Raw genomic sequence first — 22,210 nt, 5'->3', positions numbered from 1 at the left:
TTGGTGCTGGCTCTGAATAAGGTAAATGATATTGGCTAATTTACAAAAATACGGGTTACCTATTTATTATATTCATGATGAAGGGCTGCTAATTGTGAGATTTTACTATGCTTATTATAAGATTTATCATGTATCTTTGCTTTGAGGAAAATGAAGAATCATTTATGGAATCAATATCGGTTTTTGAGATTATTAAAGTAGGGATAGGTCCATCCAGTTCGCATACGATGGGGCCATGGAATGCAGCATCTGCATTCATCAGGATTATAAAAAGAGAAAGATCAATAGAAGAAGTGAAAGAAGTCTTTCTTGAATTCTTCGGTTCACTTGCCAAAACGGGAATAGGGCACGGAACAGATATCGCAGGAATGCTTGGTCTCAATGGTGAAGATTATAAAGTGATTGATACCACCAAAATTGATGAAAAAATAGATTATATCAAGAGTACTCAAACCCTTAATCTTGGAGGGGAAAAGGTGATTCCATTTATTTATGGACATCATTTGATTCTCAATATGAAAAAATCTCTTGATTTTCACCCGAATGGGATGATTTTCAGAGCTGTTTTTGAAGATGGAACCGAGCTTGTTCAGGATTTTTATTCTGTAGGAGGAGGTTTTATTGCCAGCCAGGAAAAAAACTCAATTCAGAAGCAATGTGTAAGAACATTGTACCCTTGCCATAAGGCTTCAGATATTGCAAAATATTGTGAAAAACTGGGCCTTAAAAAGATTTCAGACTTAATTTTTATTAATGAAGAAAGCTGGAGAACCCAGGAAGAGACGAAAGCAGAAGCATTGTATATCTGGCAGCAGATCAAAGAATGTATTTATAAAGGAGTCAATAAAGAAGGTATTCTTCCCGGAGGATTAAATGTCACCAGAAGAGCAGCGGGAATCAACAGAAAGTTGTTGGGAGATAAAATTTATAAGAATAAGGATGAATGGTTCCAACAGGTTGTGGATGCTGAAGAAAATTTCACCAATATCAATAAATGGATTGCCTGTTTTGCACTGGCAGTGAATGAGGAAAATGCAAGCTTTGGAAGAATTATCACAGCACCTACCAATGGAGCAAGTGGCGTAATTCCGGCAGTTTTGATGTATTCTCAGGCGTTTACAGATTCTATCAGTGAAGATGATATCATTCGTTTCTTATTGGTAGCAGGAGAAATTGGGACATTATTCAAGAAAAATGCAACCATCTCTGCTGCAATGGGTGGATGTCAGGCAGAAATCGGAGTTTCATCTGCAATGGCTGCAGCAGGTCTTACAGAAATTTTAGGAGGAAGTGTAGGACAAGTATTGATGGCCGCAGAAATTGCGATGGAGCATCACCTTGGACTAACATGTGACCCTATCAGAGGACTTGTACAGATTCCATGTATTGAAAGAAATACAATGGGGGCAATGAAAGCTATTACAGCCGCCAATATCGCACTGGAAAGTGATCCTGCCAAAGCAAAAGTAACTTTAGATGAGGTAATTCAGACGATGTGGGAAACGGCTCTTTCTATGAGTGACCGCTTCAAAGAAACTTCTGAAGGAGGCTTAGCGATTGCGGTGAATGTTCCGGAATGCTAGTGTAGCATGTATTTAAGGGTATATATAACCTATTATCAACCAATTTTGTTCTGTCATTCTGATGAATGTAACGAAGTAAGATGAAGAATCTAAATGAAAAGAGATTCCTCCTTCGTCGGAATGACAATAGCTATAAAATTGTATATCAACTCCATTATTTAAAATAAAAAAATCCTTAGAGAATAATCTAAGGATTTTTTGTGGGTTATTGTTAATGGTTACGTCTCCAATTATGGTATTGGGCATAAACTATTGGTCAGAAGTCTTTTTACTGAACAAAAACGTTTTTCCGCCTTGGGTCAAGTTGAGTTGTTTCTTTTCCGGTATGAAAGAGATTTTTAGGCCTGCTTTTTCAAAGGTGAACTGGTCTTTTTCTGTTGCAGTGAGTGGAAATTCCGGCTGGTTGGTGCCCTGGGCGTATAATGTTTGATCTTTAATCAAAATCTTTAAGCCTAGAGCAATATCTTTTGAAGTGTAATCGCCTATATATTTTTCAAGATCAGCAACAGGTATTTTAGCAGTATTAAATACCGGATATTGATAATCTTTGCCGTATATAAGGTTCATAAGGGCAATATAGAAATTATTATGAGGAAAGTTTTGCCCATTAATGGTTACAGCGTAAGATAGTTGATCTGTCGGTTCGAAGGTTACTATTGAATGACTTCCTGCCGTATCACCGCCATGTCCGTAGGAAATTATATTGTAGAACGGAACTTTCATGATTCCCGAACCAAATACTTTTTCTTTTGGATTGGAAATCATCATATCAACAGTTTCTTTCTTGATCAATTTACCATTGAATAGCGCATTGATAAAGGTATTCAGGTCTTCAGGAGTAGAAGTAATGTCTCCTAAGCCGATACAATTATGAAAATCAAAATCTTTTACTTCTGTCCAGGTATCTTTTTTAAATTCATACGATTTAAAAATATTCTTTGGATTGTCAAGAACAGAAAACGTGTTGGGCATTGAAGTTCTTTCCAGAATATTTTCCTTTAAAACTTCATTATAAGGCTTGTTATGGATTTTTTCCAGTATCCTGCTTAATAGAAAATAGGCAGAGTTGGAATATCTCAGTTTCTCCCCGGGTTTAGATTTTACCCCTTCTTTTTTGATGACTTCGATAATGGCCTTATCACCTACTGCTTTTCCAAAAAGCCAGTTGTCTTTAATAGATTCACCTGCATAATCTCCCAATCCGCTGGTATGGTTCAGCATGGTCTGGATAGTAATGTTTTTAGCATTGGGAATTTCAGGATAGAATTTGGAAAGAGGATCGGAAAGGTTTAATTTTCCCTTTTCTATAAGCTGAAAAAGCATCACAGCAGTAATAAGTTTACTGATAGAGCCTATCTGATACCCTGTGTTTTGATCATAAGTAGTGTTTGCGGGTAAAAGATTCTGACCGAAGTCTCTTTTATAGATGGAGATTCCGTTTCTGAAAATGGCTACACTTCCGATTTCCTGATTATTCTGAACCATATAGTTTAAAAAATCATCAATCTTTTGTGTGTTGATTGATTTCTCGCCAAGATAAGCGACATCAGAAGTTTCCGGCTTTTTATCCCTGTAAAGGTTTAAAGAAATGGTTCTGCCATTCTGAATTAAATTTCCTTCAAAATGATCTGTTTTATAAACTCCTTTGTAGCCTGCATTGATGCTGCCTATTTCAAAACTAAGTTCATTATTATTGAAATCTGTTTTCTCTACAGGGATTTCTCTTGAACTTTGTTTTGGGCTTACAAGAATGGTAGTATAAGCTTTTGATTTCTTTGTTATTGTAAAGATAACAGGAAGTTTCATATTCTGAGTATCCAACTCACCATTCCAGACTCCTTCAATTTGGGCGTAAGAAAGCTGTGCCAGACTCACCAGCACTAATAATAATTTGATTTTCATGGTATTTTAAATGATTTTATTAATGAGAATTTGGCAGACTAAAGTGCTGATCAATGAAACAATACAAAAGAGTACAATATGCTGCCATTTTTTAATATTGGTTGCTGTTTTGAATCCGTTATAGAAAAGGGTAATGCTATAGATAAGTGTGGTAATGGAAAAAACCGTCATGCAAATCATAATCATAAAATCAAGAAAGGGAAATGCTCCCGAAGGATCAGACTGATACTTGATGATATTTTTTCCGGCCAGCCTAATGGATGATATTTTTCCGATGCATTGAAAAAGGATCAGAACAAGCTGAGAAATTAAAACCGTATTGACAATGTCAATAATCCTTGTCTTGCTATTTAGAATTTTGCCTAAAATAAAAAGAACCGCAATGGCCGCTATAAAGCTTAATAAAGTAGAGATTACAATGGTCTGAAATGATGCATTTTCTACAGAGCTGATTCTGTATATACTGGTGAATGTAGTACCTGTCCAATATCCTGCAACTATAGACAGAGCGATTGCAAGGATTCCGACAAGAAGTAAAAGTTTTTCATCGAATCTTTCAAACGGATTAAAAATGGTTTTCCAGTTCATTATGAATTGAGTTTACAGGTTGTTATTTATAGTTTATTTTTCAATTGTTCCACCTTTGTGATCAGATCATCCATTTTATTTCTCATCGTAGGATAGGATAGACCTGCTTGTTTAGCCATTTCTTTAATGCTTCCACTAGACAGGAAGAAATTGAGTACAAAATCCTGCTCATCACGATTGAGTTTAAGCAGAACAGGAAGTTCATAATCTCCACTTACTTCCGTTTTACAACTTGGGCATTTCATCTGGCTTACATTAAGTGTGCTATCACAGCTTGGGCAGACTATCGGTAACTTCATTGAATTTATTTTTTTACTAAAGTAATAATATTTTTAATAAAGTTAAAATTATTTTTAATAAAATTAAAAAATGCTTGTAAAAATGAAGAGTATATTAATTTCTTATTAAGGTAAATAAAAGTATTGGCTATTAAAACAAAATCAAATATTTTTGCCGAAAACTAATTAATATGAAAAAAGCCTTAACCCTTCTGTTTATTGTATCATCATTGGCTGTATATTCACAGATCAGTATTCCGGAATCTTCAGCAAAAGGGATCATTATTACCCAAGATAATCAGAAGATATTTTATACTAAATTAACCTATAGCAAGGGAAAAGTTACCTATACCAATGCTCAGAATGGAGCGGAGGAGTTTCTTTATGACAATTCTGTAAAAGGAATCCAGGAAGATGGGAAGGCTGTGATAGGAAATGTATCTGAAGAACACCTTGCCGGAACTGTTAAAAATACTGAAGCTCCTAAACTGACCTCTAAAAAAGAGATCAAAGAATACCTGATTCAGACCAATAATGTGCAGTATAAGAAAGGAAGAACTGTAAATAACATTGGGACAGCTCTTGTTGCAGGTGGTGCAGCCTGTTTTGTGGTTGGAGGAATATTGAATCTCTCAAAGTCGGACACGAATACAACGAGTGGCTTAAAGAATGGGGAAAGTACAGGATCTTCAGTACCACTTGTTATTGGGCTGATAGGTGCTGGTGTTGTTCTTAAATTGGTGGGACATTCACAGATGAAAAACGCTATCAATGATTACAGGACTGCCGATATCAAAAGGTTTAAGCCTGATTATTATGTGCTTAATGACAGAAATGGTGTGGGAATGATGATGAAGTTTTAAAGTAAGAAAGAGCCAGCTTTTAGAGAGTTCTTAATAGCAAAAGTCATAAAACCTTAGTAGTAAAGTTTTATGACTTTTTCTCTTGAATATTTTGTTTTTAAAACAGAACTGATAAAATAGCTTTACCTTAATATCCCTCTGATTCTATTCGCATTGGTAATCAATTCTTCAAGATATTCATAGTTTTCTTTTTCTAAAGCAGATTTGAATTTTCTCAGCTGGGTAATATGTTCATTCAAAACATCTAATACATTTTCTTTGTTTTGCTTAAAAATGGGAACCCACATTTCAGGGTGTGATTTGGCAAGACGAACCGTACTTGAGAATCCGGAACTGGCAAGCTGGAAGATGGTTTCTTCTTCGCGTTCCTTTTCCAGGACGGTATTGGCCAGGGCATAAGAGGTGATGTGAGAGATATGGGAAATATAAGCCGTGTGGATGTCATGGTCTTCAGCATTCATATAAATGGTGTGCATTTCAAGAGCATTCACAATACCTTCAACGATGTTCAGTGCATCTTCTGCGGATTCTTCTTTGTTGCAGATTACTCCGGCTTTGCCAGAGAAACTTTCAGCAATGGCAGATTTTGGTCCATTATTTTCGGTACCCCACATAGGGTGAAAGGCTACAAATCTTGATCGTTTAGGATGGTTTTTAACGGCACCCACAATTCCTGCTTTGGTAGATCCGGCATCCATAACGGTTTGATGGTCTGATACAAGATCCAAAACATTGGGCAACAGTTTTCTTGCAGCATCTACAGGAATGGCCAGGATAATAAGATCTGAATCTTTCACTCCCTGTTGCAGATTTGTTTCGGCATCAATTATTTTTAAATCCAATGCTTCGTCAATATGCTGTTTGCTGTTATCAATTCCATAGATGAAGCTGGCGATGTTTTTTTCTCTCAATTTCAAGGCCATTGAACCTCCGATTAATCCTACTCCAATAATACTTATTTTCATCTTTCTAAATTTTTTTAAATAAAAAAACCTCGTCCTAGGACGAGGTTTTAAATTATGTTCATAAGAATCCCTATCCCAGATCTGAGTTAAAAATTCTATAATAATATGTTCCGTTGTTAAAATTCACAAAGCAAAATTAAAAAATATTTTTTAAAGTTGAGAATTTTTTATGATATCTTTTTGAAGTGAATTGAAGGATTCTATTATCAAGCGTTGTTTGGAGTGGTTCTTAATCAGCGCTGTGAATGATCGTTCTTTTTACATGGTCCTCTTTCTGCTCCAATTCAAGAGTGGTAATGCCACCAGCAAATAAGAATTCAATTTCAACTTTATTGGGAGATACTTTATAGGTAATGGTTTCCAGACCATCCTGATGAATTTCTTTTTCATTGCTTTGTTTTGGTAATTCTGCAAGAAGAAGGTCTGCTTTTTCCACTTCTTTTTCCTTAATCGTTTTCCGGTATACCTCTGCCATTGTATTTTTAGGGAAAAGACATTCCTGCTGCGTTTCATACTCAACCGTTTTTTCCGTACATTCTTTTAATGTAGGAATTTCCTTGCTTTCTTCAGTGAGTTTTTCTGCTACCGGTACTTTTGCTACAGAGCTGTCTTTCTGTATAGCCTCTGTTTCGTTGACCGATTGTTTTGGATCGTTTTTACATCCTGTCATCAGGAATAAAGTAATAGCAATTACGCTTATCTTTTTCATTAATAATGGGTTATAATTATCTTGTAAATGGTTTTTTTCTGCCTATGAAATGGTACCCTCTGATTGGTTTTGGAACATCTTTGTACAAATTGCAAATTTCAGGAATGGAAGATTGTTCAGAGGATTGTATCAACTGCCACACCATTTCATCGTAATTCGCATTCCAGCTTGAAAGCTCTGCTTTCCCTTTACGGGCATTAGGATTGGAAGGGTTGTAAAATTCTACTATCATCTTTCCATCGGTTATGATTCCGGTCATAATGCCTTGCTCCAACTTTCCTTCAGCAGTAAACTGGTAAGTTCCTGTTACACTGTCATTGTTTTTTACAGTTTCTAACTTCATCTTGAATAGCTCAAACTGATAAGTAGATAGAGCTTTCCAGGTTCCGGATATCGTATCTTTAATCCGATGGTTCATGATCTGCTGAAAGTAGCCCTGAACAGCCGTACTGTCTCGGGTATTGATTTTTTCTTCCGTTGTCATAGGCTTATTTTCCATGGATTTATTACAGGAAAGCATTCCTAAAATGAACACTATAAGTACAATTTTTTTTATGTTCATATTGTGCTGGCTATGAATTTTAATGATGGATGATTATCGGACCATGGTCTTCAAATGTTATTTTCTGAAGAATGAGTTTGGAGGTTTCAGTTGCTTTTAACATCATGTTTCAGTAATAAAAAAACAGAATGGAATTATCTTTTTCATGGGGTTCAATATACCCTTTTTTATGAATAGACTTATTCCCTGTTTATGGGGATTTTTGCCTTTTAGCAGTATAGGGCTAAGATTAAATGCCCTTCTCAGTACTTTTTATGCTGAGAAGGGCAGATGATGTTGATTATTTAATATCAACTTATATATTTCCTGGGGAATTTTAAATTTTTGAAATTTTACCGTTGGTGGCAATTTTATATTTTTCCTTTTTCTTCTTATTTGAACTGTCTGTAAAGCTAATTTCATAGATGTCAACAGTCATATCAGGGTTCATAATAAATGTTTCGTAGGTTTCCTCTTCAGGCATAGCGTAGCCTATTGACTGACGGCTGATAATTTTATCATTATTTACCGTAACCAGTTCTTGTGAATTAGAATCACCTTCAAAGTTCAAAACATATATATTGATAGGGCTTCCGGAAGCGGACTGTATTTGAAAAATAGACTCAGGGCTGCCTTCTGTAATGCCTATAATTTTAATTATTTTATCAGATTCTGATTGACCCAAAACCGGATATTTTTTTGAACAGTCCGGAGAGCCTTCCTGTATACAGGTTTTTTTATATTCTTCATAATTAAAGGGAAGAGAGACATATTGAGTGTTGGCTGAACTTTCATTTGCTGGTTCAGCAGTTTCTTGGGCAGGTTTTGAAGAGACTAAGGTATCCTGTGCTTGTACAGCATTTTGATTTGTATTATTAGGTTCAGGTGCTTTCTTACATGATATCAATGCAAAAAATACAAATGGCAATACTAGTTTATTCATATATAATATATTATTTCTAATTTATTTAGTTCGGTCGTACACTCTTTGAGGAATTTTTGAAGTATCTTTTTTCTGACTTTTCATCAAATCAATATATTTAAGATATGCTTCTTTTGCTTTTTCTTTATTGTCAAAGGTCCAATATGAATCTCCTAAATTTAAATAGGCTACAACTCTGTTTGGATATTTTTCAATGATTTCCTTTAACAAGAAAATAGAGGAGAGATTCCCATCTTTGGTATAAGCATTATAATAGGCAATATCATTATAATCATTTAAATTATTTTCATTGAGAGGATTGAAATAAAGCCATTCAGCAATTGTTTCAATATCTATCGTATTTTGCTTATTTAAGGCATTGGTTTTACTTGCTGATTTCAATAATACTAAGGATTTACTGAAATTTGATAATGAGTTTTCTTTTGATTCCTTGATATCTTTATTGTAAATATCGTTATTGTCCGCTGTTTTATTATCAATGCTGTTGGATAAATTATTCATATCCATTGTAATGTTAGGAATGAAATCATCATCAACTGTTGAGATTGATGTTTTATACAAATACCAGTTATCCTTAATAAATTTGTAATAGTGGGTTTCTGTTGTTTTAAAATTTCCACAACAAGAAGCTCCGACGATTATTTCACCAGGCTTTATGCTTGAAATAAATAAATTGTTGACAGGATCTTCTACCTCTGTGAAATCATCATTATTGACCATAAAGGATTTTGTTTCCGAAAACTTATTGTTGGCACCTTGTAAGAAAATTTTAACTTGTTTTTCTTCTGGTGATTTATCCAGAATCTGAAGATAATCAACTTTATTGTCTTTATTAAAATCTCCTCTTACAGTATCTTTTAGAGGTTGATGGTTTTCAACCTCTTTCTTAGAAGATAGATTGTCATTTTTTATAGGATTGTTGTCTGCCTGTTTACAGAAAACAAACTGAGTCATTACTGCTAAAAATAAAATAGGTTTAATCATTTTTATTTCTTTAAATCATTTAATCTTTTTAAAGCTGCTTTTCTTACGTTTACAAATTTCTTTGTTTTTTTGTCTACTATTTTTGTGGTTACTAAATCAGAAAAGTAACTTAAACCTTGAATTCCGTAGTAATTCGTTGTGGTGTCAGTATCTTTAGTTAAATCAACAACTCTTTGGTAACCCTCAATGGCCAGTTGTTTGTCTTTTTTGCAGCCTTTTTTATCAAATTGAGGATCATGCCATAGTCCCCAGGCGAAAGCTGCTTTTTTATTATCGTAAGCCTTACTGTCTTTAAATTTATAATCTGTGGTTTTTCCTTTACTTGTGGTACATTTAGAATATAATGATTCAAATCCATTTTTTACACTCTCAAGCCTGTCGTCAATATGATTGAATCCTCCGTTTACACAATAGCAAATGTAAATAAAATCATTATTATCAGCATGACTGTTGAGAACAGCCCTTTTGTCCCAGAACCAACCTGCTGAATAGGTAGCATAAGGAGATTTAGCAACTTTATCTCTAGCCTCTGCACTTGAGGTTACATCTTCTCCAATTGCAGCTTGAAAGGCTTCATAGTTTTCTTTACCTGTTAACTGAATTAACCCTCTTCCATGCCAGCCTTTGTATGGGGCAAGATAAGCGGCGTCTCCCAACTCAACATTATACTTGAAACCTTCCGATTCTTTATTAATCTGAGCTAAGAAATGTATTTTTTGTAAACAGGAATTGATATTAAACTTCTTGAATGTTTGATTGAAACCATCGAAATATTTATCAATATTGGCTTGGCTGGCACCTGTAGCAATGCCTTTCAATTGTTCTTTTGTTATATCCTTATTACATGCACAACTTCCAGCAGCTTGTGGTGCCGCTGCCTGGCTTTGATAGCTTGAATAACAGCTGCAGGTATTGGCATAACCTGCTTCAATAGCTAATTGAACAATACTTTTTCCGTTTAAAGCGGTTAAGCTCTTGCAGAAATATTTATCTTCAAGATATTGAGCATCAAACTGTCTTACATCCATGTGAATCCAGCTGAAAGTATGGTCAAATCTTACTTTTCCTTTACTATTGTATAATAAGTCAATAGGTTCTATTGAAAATAGGTTGGTATTAGGCCATTCTTTTTGAGCACCAAGATATTTAACAAATAGAGTATCCCTCATATTTCTTAATTCTACAAGGTTCTTTTTGTTTTCACCTCTAATCGCCCAAGTGCCTTTACTGAACTGCATATCAATAGCCTTCCCCTGGTGATTGGTGGTTGAATAGTTTTTGAATCTACATCTGTATCCTGAGGTAAAATGATCTATTTTGTAAGTCGTTTGTTTACTAAAGTAGAATTGCAATGCCTTGAATCCGAATAAAAGGGATCTGTGAATTCCAGGATATTCATATTTATGATAGGCTTCCGTTTTACTTGTACTTTTATAGGTTCCTTTTCCGGTTCCGTCTCCAAATCCGTCACAGCTGTTGGTTTCCTGAATACCTCTTAAAACGCTGGTTGCTTTTTTTCCTTTTGTAGAGCAGTCACACTTCATCTGGTTCCAGAATGTAGTACTGATATCAAAGTTTTTAGAAAACTCATCAATGGCTCTTAATACATTTCCACATACTTTACCCGTTTCAGGAACTTTCATATAATCCTTCTGAAACTGTTTCACCATTTTCTCTGACCGGTCTGTAAATTTATCCGTAGGTACATTTCCTCCAAATCCGGATAAACGGATATTGATTTCTCTTATCAGTTCGCTAGGCGGAGAGTTTTTGTCAATACAGAATTTCCCGCCACAATTTTTTGGATCAGCTTTTGGCTGATTTTGTACTCCACTTGGGGTCGTTCCATTATTTTGTGGTTTCGGAGCTTCAATAATATCCACATCAATAGTCTGAGACTTGGATGAAAGATTCAGGAAGATAACTTCTGCAAAGATTTCCTGTTGTCCTCCTTTCCAATATTCACCACTATCAGGGTTTCTCGGATTGTTTCCTACTTCTCCCGTTTTTTGCATAGCAGGAGTGAGTGGCATAGAAAGGTTTATTTTATCAGCCAGGAAAGTATGCTCATGACTATATAACAGGTCATTATCTCCTATAAGGTCATGTTCCCATATTTTAAGAATATATTTTTTGCCTACAAGATTTTTTGATTCTATATGGACGATTATGGTTTCTCCATATTTAGGATTTTTGCCAAATTCTTTACCGTTTTTATCCGTTAGTTTTACCTGGGTAATTACTCCTTTCTTATCTGGCTGGTTATTAGGAGAATTAGGTCTGGTGGATCCTTTTGGAGAATTGGGATTAGGCTGAGGTTTCGGAGCATTGGGTTGTCTGGACGGTGCAGCAGGAGCTTTATATTCCGGATTGTCAGCAGTAGCATTATCTGAAGCTTTCAGTTTTCCATTATATTCTGCTGTCACATAATATTCATGCTGCTTTTTATCATCTTCCCTTTGATTGGCAAGAGCAATATAAGTATTAAGAAGTGTAAAATTCCAACGGGCATTTCCCTGGCTATCCACCAGTACGGGAGGAGATTTTACGATAGATTGATTTTTGTTATTGTGCCCATCACCATTTTCATCATCTTCCCATAAGGTAAAGACAATATGTTCTCCTTCCAGACCCTGGCATTTAGCTGTTGCTGTCAGGCGATCTTTATAGCTTAGTTTTTTATTGACAGCTGTTCCATCCTGAAAAGTGAGTTTTACCTCAAGAATATTTTTTTCTGTGGAAGGCTGCTGCTCATTTTTTTGAGGCTGTACAATAATAGACATAGGTTCCTTACCTTCAGGGCTATTAAGATACCCTTCAACTCTGAAAGTTTCCTGCCAGGAATCTTTGCCAAAAGTAAATTCTCCGACTTTTTTCTTAATGTTAGTAGTGGTAAACTGCCCATCCGGCCTTTTCCTGAACAATTCCCAGGTGACAAGAGCTTCATTTTTTTCATTAGCAGGGGTATCAGGATACCATTCTGTTACTTTATAGAAGGTTTTTTCTCCTGTTTTAGGAGAAGTATTGCCGGAGATTCTTAAAACGCCTTTTTTTGCCATGATCTTTAGTTTTTAGGGTTACCAGGCGTATGCCTCCTTTCCATCAGTTTCTGCCTTGAATTTGTCAAAATTTACAACAGGGTTATACACCTGTTGCTCTTGACTATCAGCATTGTTAACCTGACCTTTTCCCGTCTCGTTTTGTTGACCATGTTTTAAGATGGTAATCTTTCCTCCTGTAGTACACATCAATTCAGATATTTCAGTCAGGCAGCATTTCCCCATAATCTTTACTTTTTCGTAAGGTTTTTGCCATTTTCCTGCAGGGGCATAAGCACAAGGAAGATATCCTCCAGGAGTGGGCTTAAGCTTACATTGTCCAAAAGGCTGCGCAGGAGGGTCAAGCTGTACATCATCTTCGGTTACCGCAAGATAATCTGCTTCTCCTTCCTTATTGTTCCAATAGTGTTTTTGCTGGCTGGTTACCTTAAATTTAGGAAACTTGAAGCCCTGGTTACACTGTACAGTTCCTTTTTGTATGATAAAATATTTTCCATCATGCGGGCTTGAACTGCTTTCGCCAGCTTTATCTTTCTTCTCTTCTTTTTGTTCTTGCTTTTCGTCTGCTTTTTCAGAGGATTGATTTTCACCAGATGACTCTTCTGAAGAAGGTTCTTCGGGAGTTCCTTTATCCTCAGTACTTTCCTGAGATCCGGCAGCAGATGAAGTTTGGGATTCCTTTTCCTCTGCGATAAGCTGAGGATCTTCCGGAATTATTATTTTCTTTCCCGGAATAGGTTCCTGCATCATATCCTCCTCTGAGCAGTGGAGATTGTGATAGGTCTTTAAAATACCTTCGTTTTTCAGCTTAAATTGCTGAGCCAGCGAGCTGAATGTGTCGCCTTGCTGTATGACATAACTTTTCATATTATCCTTGTGTTATCGTGATTGTGTGTTTTTGAACTGACTCTGCTTCACGCCATAAGTTGATAGTAGCTGAGGCCTGAAGAAGGTTTTTATTTTTCTTATGAGTGGTGTATTGAATAATAATGCTTCCAGAAACGGGATCATCAACCGGTTTATTGTATTGGTTTCCTGTTCTTAGTTCCTGTAAGCTGTAAAGCGCTGTAATATTTCCCGTTAAAATGGTTGTAATATGATCCTGATTTTCATCTTTTTGCTCAATTTCCATAGTGCATTGAACAGGAAAAGAGTTTTGTAAGAAATAAAATGATTCTGCCCATGCTGTTTTCTTATGAAACCATTCCATTCTGGGGAACAGGGTCTGAAAGAGTAGGGTACTTTGTAATTGACGTAGGAAAAAAATTTCATCTGAAATATTTTTTTCAAAAGTATCCATATAACGTTCAGAAATTTCTCCGACAAAGAAATCAAGGTCTTTTCGTTTGCCAGCAAATTTTTCAGTAATTTTTTTATGATCTGCAAATCCGGTTATTTTGCCTGAATCATTTAGGATAATATCAATAGGCATAATGCTCTTCATACAGGTAATTGATAGATTACTCATGGTTGCATCCGGAGGGTTTCCGTTTGATGTAAATTGATCCTGGTTATAAGACAATATATAATGATTTTGTTTTTGGTCTTTATATACATCAAGATTTACATGATAATCTATTTTTAAAGGAGACTCAAATGGACTTTCAAAAGCTTCAGTAACTTTATAGGCTTTTTCAAAAAATGAATCGGACAGTTGTGAAGAAGGAAGTAGGTTTTTTCTTTCCAGATTTTTTTGTTTTTCAGTTTTAATATGGATCGGAACGAAAACATTTTTAACTTCATTAAGGTTTTCAAACCAAATTCTGTCCATTCTTTGGCAATGAGAATTATGAAATAGCTTGAGTTCCTCTCCGGTTATGCCCAACCGGGAAGCAATGGAATTCAGGGTGTCCCCGTTGCGAACCTTATATTCTAAAAAATCAATATCCATTCAACGTGAATTATAGTATAAAGCTATTAAAAAACTATATTTGAAATTAATTTTTAAGGTTAAATTTGAAAAATTGTAGTAAAACTACGACAAAGAATCCTCAGGAATTTTGACCCAAAATCATCAAAAGATTTGATAATTTTGTGAGAAAAGCAAGTAATGATGCTCAATATAATCCCATTCCCATAAACATAATGATATGAAAAATAAATATTTACAAAGCATTTTTATTCTATTGATAACATTCCATTGGGGATATGCCGGGAGTTTTTCTGATGAATGGTTTTCAACAAAAGAAGATACGATCAGCATTAAGGAAAGTCTTAACGAAGAAGATATTGAAACTAATGAATACCTGAAAGATCGTTTGAAACCTATTCAGTCTAATTTTAAAAGAATCAATTCTATTTTAAAATGGACTTCCATTAAAAAGAAAAACATTGAAGGCGAGTCAGCTGAAGGTGGAGAAGCTACCTATTACTATAAGAATAAGCGTCTGGAAAAAATTATGGCCAGACATTATGGAGAAATGGGACAAGTTTTGATTGAATATTATCTACTCAACGGAAAGTTATCTTTTGTTTTTGAAAAAGAGTATCAATACAATCGTCCGCTTTTTTATGATACAAAAGCTATGAAGGAGAATAATGATACGGAAGCTTTTGACTTTGAAAAATCAGAGATTACAGAGACGAGAAATTACTTTGAAAAGGGATCTCTGCTGCATATTGTGAACAGCCAGGACTGTGTTGCTCCTTTCAGTGGGGAGTACATGAGAGAAGAGGATAAAAGCATACAAAATGATTTTAAAAGGCTTTTAAAGCTGGAGAAAACAAAGTAATATTTTTATTTTACCAGATATGATGGAAGTGTTCATTTTTACAACTTTAGTGATCTTTTCATGCATGAAAATTTAAACTTAAAAAACTTTAGAGTTTAAAATTCTTTTGTGACTTTTGACTTCTTCAAATCTTCGATTTGTGGTTGAAAAAATAAATTATTTGGTTTCTTTAATAAGAGTAAGACGTTCCTCAACCTCTTTGATCTTCGTGATCCAGTAATTAATTCCTTCCTGATTCGTCACTGTTTTCTTAAATGCATTGCGGCTCACCGTCCATAGCTTAGAACCATTTTGCTGATATTCAATTTCACGCTCCCTTTTGGTTTCCGGTTCTATGCGGTATCTCCAATACACCAAGGAGTGCATGTATTCTGCACGGATTTTTTCAAGATAGGAGATGATGGCTTTTCGGTCCTGGGGAATATATCCCGGCCCTGAACATCCACAGGAATGAAAGGTAATTCCTACAGTGTATAGATCTTTAATATGTGCCCATTGCTTATGGTCATTTTTTGCCGGTGATTCAAAGTCCAGGCCCATATTGGCCATAAGATTCCCACATTCGGGGCACTTGGCTTCCACGGAGATCTGAGCATCTCTGTCTACATCTTTTAAAACACGACGTTTGAAGGTTTTCTGACAGTTGAAACAAGCATAATGACATTTATAAACCATCATGGCATATCGGCACATAGTTAATCTTTTGTTTTTTTAGTTATTAATTATTTTCTTCTTCTTCATAGCTGATTCCCATAAAGCTGTTGGCACTTCTCGGGTCATAAACAGACCAGATATTTCCCCATGGAAAGTTGAAAATACAGCTTGGGTAAGGCATTTTCTTTTTCCGGGTGGGAGGGGCTCCCAAAATTAAGCTCAGAAACTTATTATTCCGGTGGAATACCTGCATTTCTTTTTCTTCCGTCCATTCATTCCAGTCTTTGGCGTCCGTACTTTCCCATGTATTCATGTGAATGCTGTGCAGCTGATCTCCCAAAAAACAGAGACTGAAGGAAAGCTGATGGCCTTCAACTTCTATAGTCTTGAAATAATACCAAAAATATCCGGTTTTTACATCCCATCTATTTAGATATTTCTTCTTATAAAAATCAGTCTGTTTCAGCTGTTCAAGCAACATTCCCTTATGCAATTGAGTATGGAAATCTATCAGTTCCAGGCTGCCATTTTCATTGTTAACCAGCATATTCAAAAAAAATGAAGCTATAAATATACCCGTTTTTTCTTTACAGACAACGAATAATATTTACAGCTTCCAGTAGAAATAGAAAATATCGGTGTTACGGATTTGATATAATTAATGTTGAAGGAATATCGGAGAGCCAAAGACTCTTCGTATCGATCAGGTTTTTCCAGCTTTTGCTGCTGATGAGCATCAGATTCTGAGAGTTCAGGAATTCTTTTTCAATTTTTTTCTCGTTATACAACGTAATATGATTAGGAGCTACCTGTTCAATACTTCTGATCAGTTCTTTTACCTCAATATTGTTACGAATTTGTCCTGCGGCATCCAGAATGATAATCTGTGAATTATTATTGTTAATCAGTCTTTTGGCATATTCAAGAAGGTAAAAATCACTTAAATTGAAGATCGGAACGAATACTTTATCAGCAGCAGTGAAGCCTTTCTCTACCAAAACTCCTACAGGAATATTGGTTTTATCCAGGATCTGTAGCGTGAAGTCATCAAAAGGAGAATTGTTAAAGATATTTCCTTTGCCTTTTACTGTATTCAAAAGTTTTTCAGGATTAATAATCTTGGTAGTGAAACCTAATAATCTTCCCAATAGACTTCCTTCATACATAGATTTTCCAAGCATGATAAGGAGAAGGTCATAATGACCTTTGTTGGTAATGCTGGTCAGATCATTTTCTATATCTGTAGAGGCTTTAAAAAGAGTAGTGACCTCCAGATTCAACTCATGTGATTTTTCAATGACGTTTTGAAACTGAGATTCTTCATATTCATCCATATCATAAGCATGCATTTCATCAACAGGAGCAATATTCATAGCGGTAATACTTTTATTGCCATTCATTTTATGGGTGAAATCATGAGCCAGCTTCAATAAAGTGCTTCCGGATTCCGGTTTGTCAAAAGATAATAATACCCTGTATTTTGAATCGTTGGCTGGATCAATAGGTTCATCTGCCTCTTTTTTAGATTTGAAAACAAAATTAATGAAGTCTAAAGCCGGACCCGTCATAAAAGTTGTAAACAGGGCCATAATCACAAGCATTGCAAAGATTTCTGGACCTAATACTCCCAGGTCATATCCAATATTCAGAACAATAAGCTCCATTAACCCTCTGGTATTCATCAAAGCACCTATGGTTAAGCTTTCTTTCCAGTTGATTCCAACAAACTTGGCGGTGAGTGCACTTCCTGCAAATTTTCCAATAACAGCTGTTAAAATAATAAATCCGGCGGTCATCCAGAGGTGGCTGTCATTCAATAATCCGATTTGTGTACGCAATCCTGTGAAGACAAAGAATAAAGGAAGAAGAAGAACCAGCGCTACATCTTCTACTTTATCAATAAAAAGGGTACGGAATTTTGCATTTTCCGGCATGATAGCTCCTGCCATAAATGCTCCGAATAAAGCGTGAATTCCAATGACTTCAGTGATGTATGATGATAAGATCAGAGTAAGGAAGAAAATGGCTACCATCGGTTTACTGATGGTGTTTTTTCCTGCCTGAAGATCCCCGATTCTTTTCAGGAACGGCCTTACGATTTTAATCATCAGGAAAACATAGGCAATAGCCATGATAATAACATAAATTGAACTTGTAAAAGAACCTGCTTTTACAATAGCAATTACCGCTGCAAGAATACACCACGCTGTAATATCATCTGCTGCGGCACAAGTAATAACGATAGTTCCGAGCTTGGTTTTCTGAAGGTTTCTTTCCTGAACGATCCTTGCTAATACCGGAAAAGCCGTGATACTCATGGAAATAGCAATAAACAAAGCAAATGATGTAAACTGAATTCCCGCAGGTGAAAATTCCTGATAAATGAAATAAGATAAACCAATTCCCAGTGCAAAAGGGATAATAATACTGGCATGACTGATGACTACAGCATCATGAGCTTTCTTTCTTAAAACACTCAGATCCAGTTCCATTCCTACGATATACATGAATAGGATAAGTCCTATCTGGCTCAAAAATTGTAAGTTGCCCAGTGATTCTTTTGGGAAGAGAAAGGCAGAGAATTCAGGAAAATACATTCCTAAAAGTGATGGCCCCAAAACAATACCGGCAATCATTTCTCCAATAACAGAAGGCTGTTTGATCTTCATACAAATCCATCCGAAAAGCCTTGCGGTAAGGATGATCGTAACAATCTGTGCTAGTAATAATGCTAAAGGGTGATGAAGATTTGTTTTAAATGACTCCTGAAAATTATCCCAGGTAGATCCTGTGCTGGTTTTAGCAACAATATTCTCCTTAATTTCCAATGTTTGTCCTTCAATAATGAAGAAATACATCAGACAGGAAAAGATCGCTATGGTAGTGATGTAGAAAATTAAATTTCTGTATTTCCCCCAATTCATGATTCCTTTATTTTGATGCAAAGGTGATAAGAAAATGTTTACAGTAAAAGAGCTTGTTTTTAAAATGTAATGAATACGGTGAAAAATGTAATAAAATCCTGGTGTTGAAATTTTTTTGAATTTTGTGATTTGAGTATGACTTAGGAAACTGGAGCGTTAAGAAAATGAAGTCTGTGAACGTTAAGAAAACTTTATTGTCTGAGTGTGGGACTATTTTTGATAATAAAAATACAATGCTACCGCACGAGTTTAGAGCTTTTAGAGAACTGATTTCATTTTTAGCGGAAGGGTCCAGGTCTTGAATTTTTCGTTCTTTTGTTTCAAGACAAAAGAACATATAGAATAAGATTCCGTAATTTGATAATAAAAGAGTACTGCGTTAGGAAAACAGAAAAAAGTGTTATTTTGTAAACAATTCCATTAATGAGTTTTTGTAAGCATCACCCATCTGAAGCTTTAAAAAATGGCCATCTTCTGAAAGAATGGTAGTGATAATTTCATTGGTTCCTAAAACTTTGATAGAAGAAAGGGCAACGATCTCTTTTTTATTAATTTGTGCAAAATCCTTGGCAGGAAGCATTTCCAGTAGGCTTTTAAAATTGAGATTCTTTAAAACGATGGTGATTCCGTCATTCAGAATAATATCCTTGTCACGACTGTCGATTTCTGAAGTCTTGATATAGGCTATCTGTTCTGTGAGAATAACGGTTTTCCCGATATTGCTATTCCACTCAATAAATGTTTTTTTCTGAGGGGTGCTGATTTGTTCTTTAGCCTTTTCAAAAGCCTGGATCAAACGCTCTTTTTTGATGGGTTTTCTCACATAATCCACAACGTTGAGGTCAAATGCTTCCGCTGCATATTCTTTGTAGGCGGTAGTGAAGATTATTTTTTTAGAACCGGAGATAATTTCCGCTACCTGAAGCCCTGTCATTCCGGGCATTTCAATATCCAGAATACAGAGGTTGCAGTCCAGAGAATCAATTTCACTTAAGAATATTTTAGGATCATTAAATGCCTTTACGACTTCTACGTCATCAATCTGTTCACATAGAAGTTTCAAATAACTGATGGCTAATAATTCATCATCCAGAATAACGCATTTTATCATAGAATTCTCCTAAATTGATTTTTAATTCTGCCGTGAAGATACCGTTTTTTGAACTTTTTTCAAGCTGGTAATGGGTGTTGTAGATCATTTTTAATCTCTGATCCAGAGATTGGCTTCCAAAACCACTTTTTTCCTTTTCCAGACTATTCTTTAATGAAGCCTTATTACTTACTTTCATAGTAAATACCCGGTTTTCCAGTTCCATGAAAATGGAAATAAAGGAATCCTGTGCCAGAAAATCCGTATGTTTAAAAGCATTTTCTATAAGATCTACGGAAATAAGAGGGGCAAAAACCTTTTCCTCATATATCGAATCCGATTTATTGATCTTGAATTTGATTCTGAAGTCGAAGAGAGGGTTTACCTTAATTTTATTGATCTCAATAAGGCTTAGGGCAAAGTTTAATTCCTCTTTTGGACTTACATATTTATTATTGCTTTCGTATAAAATATAATCCAGTACATTCGCCAGTTTATCCAGAGACATATAAGTCTGGTAAGCATGAGACTGAACAGAATTGAGGATGTTTTTAAACAGATGTGGATTTAGTTTTGTTCCGATATGTTCCAAACGAACTTCATTCAGCCTCTGTTCGATGATTTTATTGGATTCTGAAAGCTTGATATTTCTCTGATTCAGCTTTTGATTTTTACTGAAGAGATAGATACTTACGGCTAGAAAAAGGAAAATGGCAAAAACTCCGATGAATATCAGATAATCATGAATCATGTAGTAATTACCTTCCATAAAGCTATGATTTTTGAAACTATTTTAGCTTCTTAAGAGCATTTACAGTTACGGTTTCCTCACACTTTTCAAAAGTAATCTCGTAAGACGGATTTTTTTCAGGATAGGTTATAAGATAATTGGGGCATGGCTTCTTTTGGGCATGACTTCTGTCAAAATCTACCTTTCCGTTGGTAATGATGCTGTCTTTTATAAACTTCTCATCAATCTTATAAGTGCTCATCTCTGTTTTAGCCTCTTCAGAGTATTTGAATTCTTTAGAAAGGGATTCTGCAATCACACGGCTGTTGGGTAAGTAACCGCTGCAGCTTGCCCCTTTTTTGTTTAATATAAAAAATACGATAAGTAGCCCCGGAAGGAAGCCTATTGCATAAAATTTAAGTTTTTTCATTTAGAAAATTAAAAGATTGATATCGTGGTACGTAAGTCCGAAACGGTCACAGATGATCTTTTTGGTATGTCTTCCCTTGTACATATATAAGCTCTGCTTCATTTCATTTTTGCGGATCAGCATGTTTTCAAAGCCGCCCTCTTCGTCATAATTTAAAATATAGGAAAGGAAGAAATTCGAGATAGCCTTGGTAGTGGTTCTCGGCATTCTTGAAGTAAGGTTTGGAAGTCCGCAGTGGATCACTCCGTGTTTGATAATATAAGGGTCTTCCATTGTGGTAAGTTCAGAGGTTTCAATAACCTTACCGTTGTCTATGGTAATATCGATGATGACACTGCCTTTTTTCATTTTCATGACCATATCTTCAGTCACAATAGGCGTCATATTTAATCTTGGAAGAGCTCCAATGACTACATCAGCACGTCTTAAGCTTTTGCTGAGTTCTTTAGGATCAATGATGGAAGTAGGTACACGGCTGTCTACCATGGTGTGGAGTCTTCTTAACTTTGACAATGAGTTGTCGAATACTTTTACACTTGCTCCCAAGCCAATGGCAGCTTTTGTGGAAAATTCTCCTACAATTCCAGCTCCCAGGATCACTACCTCAGCAGGCCTTACCCCTGTAATTCCGCCAAGCATTAATCCATTGGATAGTGCTAATAATTCAGAAGCATATAAAATAGAAACGGTTCCTGCAATTTCACCGATTAATCTTACCAATGCCAGCTGCTTATATTCATCCACGATAAATTCAAAGGCAATGGCATTGACCTTTTTCTCTGCAAGCTTAAGGAAATACTCCTTGTCTCGAAGATTGATCTGAAGAGCTGACACCATATAGGTATTAGGTTTCATATAATCAATTTCATCCAAGGTAGGAGGGTTGATTTTCAGGATCAGGTCCTGTCCGAATGCTTCTTTAGGATCATTGGTAATCTTTGCCCCAGATTCAGAATACTGTAAATCTGTAAAAAATGAACCTTCTCCGGCTCCGGCTTCTATGATAATTTCATGGCCGTGCTCTACCAATACTTGTACAGCGTCCGGAGTAATGCAGGTTCTCCTTTCGTTGAGACAAGTTTCCTTAGGAATTCCAATACTGAACTGTTTTCCCTTCTTTATAACCTCCAATTTTTCCTCTTTCGGCATCAATTCTTCTTCTGTGAAAGGAGTAAAAATATTTGTACTCATCCTTAAATTAAATTATGTCTTACAGATTGTTATTTTAATACTGA

At 35.6% G+C, this 22,210-nt stretch carries 21 protein-coding genes; 3 read left to right on the top strand and 18 right to left on the bottom strand.

Annotated elements, in window-relative coordinates; translation table 11 throughout:
• The first annotated feature begins 164 nt into the window (after positions 1-164).
• Positions 165-1,583, top strand: a complete 1,419-nt coding sequence (locus EG344_RS04480) for an L-serine ammonia-lyase (RefSeq protein ID WP_123908507.1) — start codon at positions 165-167, stop codon at positions 1,581-1,583.
• Positions 1,584-1,832: 249 nt separating this feature from the next.
• On the opposite strand, the gene EG344_RS04475 is transcribed toward EG344_RS04480, so the two are convergent.
• Genes EG344_RS04475 through EG344_RS04465 form a run of 3 tightly spaced genes read right to left on the bottom strand, consistent with a single transcriptional unit; the run spans position 1,833 to position 4,372 of the window.
• Positions 1,833-3,485: a serine hydrolase domain-containing protein gene (locus EG344_RS04475; protein ID WP_123908506.1), complete on the bottom strand. Its 1,653-nt coding sequence runs from the start codon at positions 3,483-3,485 to the stop codon at positions 1,833-1,835.
• 6 nt (positions 3,486-3,491) lie between these two features.
• A complete protein-coding gene (locus tag EG344_RS04470; RefSeq protein WP_123908505.1) occupies positions 3,492-4,073 on the bottom strand; it encodes a YIP1 family protein in 582 nt (193 codons plus the stop codon).
• 26 nt (positions 4,074-4,099) lie between these two features.
• Complete coding sequence (locus tag EG344_RS04465) at positions 4,100-4,372, bottom strand: DUF2089 family protein (protein ID WP_123908504.1); 273 nt, start codon at positions 4,370-4,372, stop codon at positions 4,100-4,102.
• Positions 4,373-4,542: 170 nt separating this feature from the next.
• On the opposite strand from EG344_RS04465, the gene EG344_RS04460 reads away from it, so the two are divergent.
• Positions 4,543-5,214, top strand: coding sequence for a hypothetical protein (locus tag EG344_RS04460; RefSeq protein WP_123908503.1), 672 nt, complete (start codon positions 4,543-4,545; stop codon positions 5,212-5,214).
• A gap of 122 nt (positions 5,215-5,336) precedes the next feature.
• Here EG344_RS04460 and EG344_RS04455 read toward each other — a convergent pair whose 3' ends face one another.
• From EG344_RS04455 to EG344_RS04420, 8 genes are all read right to left on the bottom strand, one after another.
• A complete protein-coding gene (locus tag EG344_RS04455; protein ID WP_123908502.1) occupies positions 5,337-6,179 on the bottom strand; it encodes a prephenate dehydrogenase in 843 nt (280 codons plus the stop codon).
• A 229-nt stretch (positions 6,180-6,408) separates the two neighbouring features.
• Complete coding sequence (locus EG344_RS04450) at positions 6,409-6,888, bottom strand: hypothetical protein (protein ID WP_123908501.1); 480 nt, start codon at positions 6,886-6,888, stop codon at positions 6,409-6,411.
• A gap of 16 nt (positions 6,889-6,904) precedes the next feature.
• On the bottom strand, positions 6,905-7,450 hold the full coding sequence (locus tag EG344_RS04445; protein ID WP_123908500.1) for a hypothetical protein: 546 nt from the start codon (positions 7,448-7,450) through the stop codon (positions 6,905-6,907).
• Positions 7,451-7,766: 316 nt separating this feature from the next.
• Complete coding sequence (locus EG344_RS04440) at positions 7,767-8,372, bottom strand: hypothetical protein (protein ID WP_123908499.1); 606 nt, start codon at positions 8,370-8,372, stop codon at positions 7,767-7,769.
• Positions 8,373-8,393: 21 nt separating this feature from the next.
• Positions 8,394-9,356, bottom strand: a complete 963-nt coding sequence (locus EG344_RS04435) for a tetratricopeptide repeat protein (RefSeq protein ID WP_123908498.1) — start codon at positions 9,354-9,356, stop codon at positions 8,394-8,396.
• 2 nt (positions 9,357-9,358) lie between these two features.
• Complete coding sequence (locus EG344_RS04430; protein WP_123908497.1) at positions 9,359-12,415, bottom strand: hypothetical protein; 3,057 nt, start codon at positions 12,413-12,415, stop codon at positions 9,359-9,361.
• Between the two features lie 18 nt (positions 12,416-12,433).
• The gene (locus EG344_RS04425; RefSeq protein WP_123908496.1) at positions 12,434-13,282 is read right to left on the bottom strand and encodes a PAAR-like protein; all 849 of its coding nucleotides are present in this window, start codon (positions 13,280-13,282) and stop codon (positions 12,434-12,436) included.
• Between the two features lies 1 nt (position 13,283).
• On the bottom strand, positions 13,284-14,306 hold the full coding sequence (locus tag EG344_RS04420; RefSeq protein ID WP_123908495.1) for a LysM peptidoglycan-binding domain-containing protein: 1,023 nt from the start codon (positions 14,304-14,306) through the stop codon (positions 13,284-13,286).
• Positions 14,307-14,505: 199 nt separating this feature from the next.
• Between EG344_RS04420 and EG344_RS04415 the strand changes: the two genes are divergently transcribed.
• Positions 14,506-15,147, top strand: coding sequence for a hypothetical protein (locus EG344_RS04415; protein ID WP_123908494.1), 642 nt, complete (start codon positions 14,506-14,508; stop codon positions 15,145-15,147).
• A 156-nt stretch (positions 15,148-15,303) separates the two neighbouring features.
• On the opposite strand, the gene EG344_RS04410 is transcribed toward EG344_RS04415, so the two are convergent.
• From EG344_RS04410 to EG344_RS04380, 7 genes are all read right to left on the bottom strand, one after another.
• Complete coding sequence (locus EG344_RS04410; RefSeq protein WP_123908493.1) at positions 15,304-15,840, bottom strand: hypothetical protein; 537 nt, start codon at positions 15,838-15,840, stop codon at positions 15,304-15,306.
• 25 nt (positions 15,841-15,865) lie between these two features.
• Positions 15,866-16,348, bottom strand: a complete 483-nt coding sequence (locus EG344_RS04405) for a hypothetical protein (RefSeq protein ID WP_123908492.1) — start codon at positions 16,346-16,348, stop codon at positions 15,866-15,868.
• A 94-nt stretch (positions 16,349-16,442) separates the two neighbouring features.
• Entirely contained in the window at positions 16,443-18,725 is a 2,283-nt protein-coding gene (locus tag EG344_RS04400) for a cation:proton antiporter (protein ID WP_123908491.1), read from the bottom strand.
• 400 nt (positions 18,726-19,125) lie between these two features.
• Positions 19,126-19,836: a LytR/AlgR family response regulator transcription factor gene (locus tag EG344_RS04395; RefSeq protein WP_123908490.1), complete on the bottom strand. Its 711-nt coding sequence runs from the start codon at positions 19,834-19,836 to the stop codon at positions 19,126-19,128.
• Positions 19,811-20,584 (bottom strand): histidine kinase, encoded by a 774-nt coding sequence (locus EG344_RS04390; RefSeq protein WP_123908489.1) that lies wholly within the window; start codon positions 20,582-20,584, stop codon positions 19,811-19,813. The genes EG344_RS04395 and EG344_RS04390 overlap by 26 nt, the downstream gene beginning before the upstream one ends.
• A 19-nt stretch (positions 20,585-20,603) precedes the next feature.
• Entirely contained in the window at positions 20,604-20,975 is a 372-nt protein-coding gene (locus tag EG344_RS04385) for a DUF4258 domain-containing protein (RefSeq protein ID WP_123908488.1), read from the bottom strand.
• Complete coding sequence (locus tag EG344_RS04380) at positions 20,976-22,166, bottom strand: alanine dehydrogenase (protein WP_123908487.1); 1,191 nt, start codon at positions 22,164-22,166, stop codon at positions 20,976-20,978. It abuts the gene before it with no gap.
• Positions 22,167-22,210: the final 44 nt, after the last annotated feature.

It is taken from the genome of Chryseobacterium sp. G0162 (assembly GCF_003815715.1).
GTDB lineage: Bacteria > Bacteroidota > Bacteroidia > Flavobacteriales > Weeksellaceae > Chryseobacterium.
The sequence above is the reverse complement of the archived record's forward strand: the minus strand, read 5'-3'. Positions and strand labels throughout refer to the sequence as shown.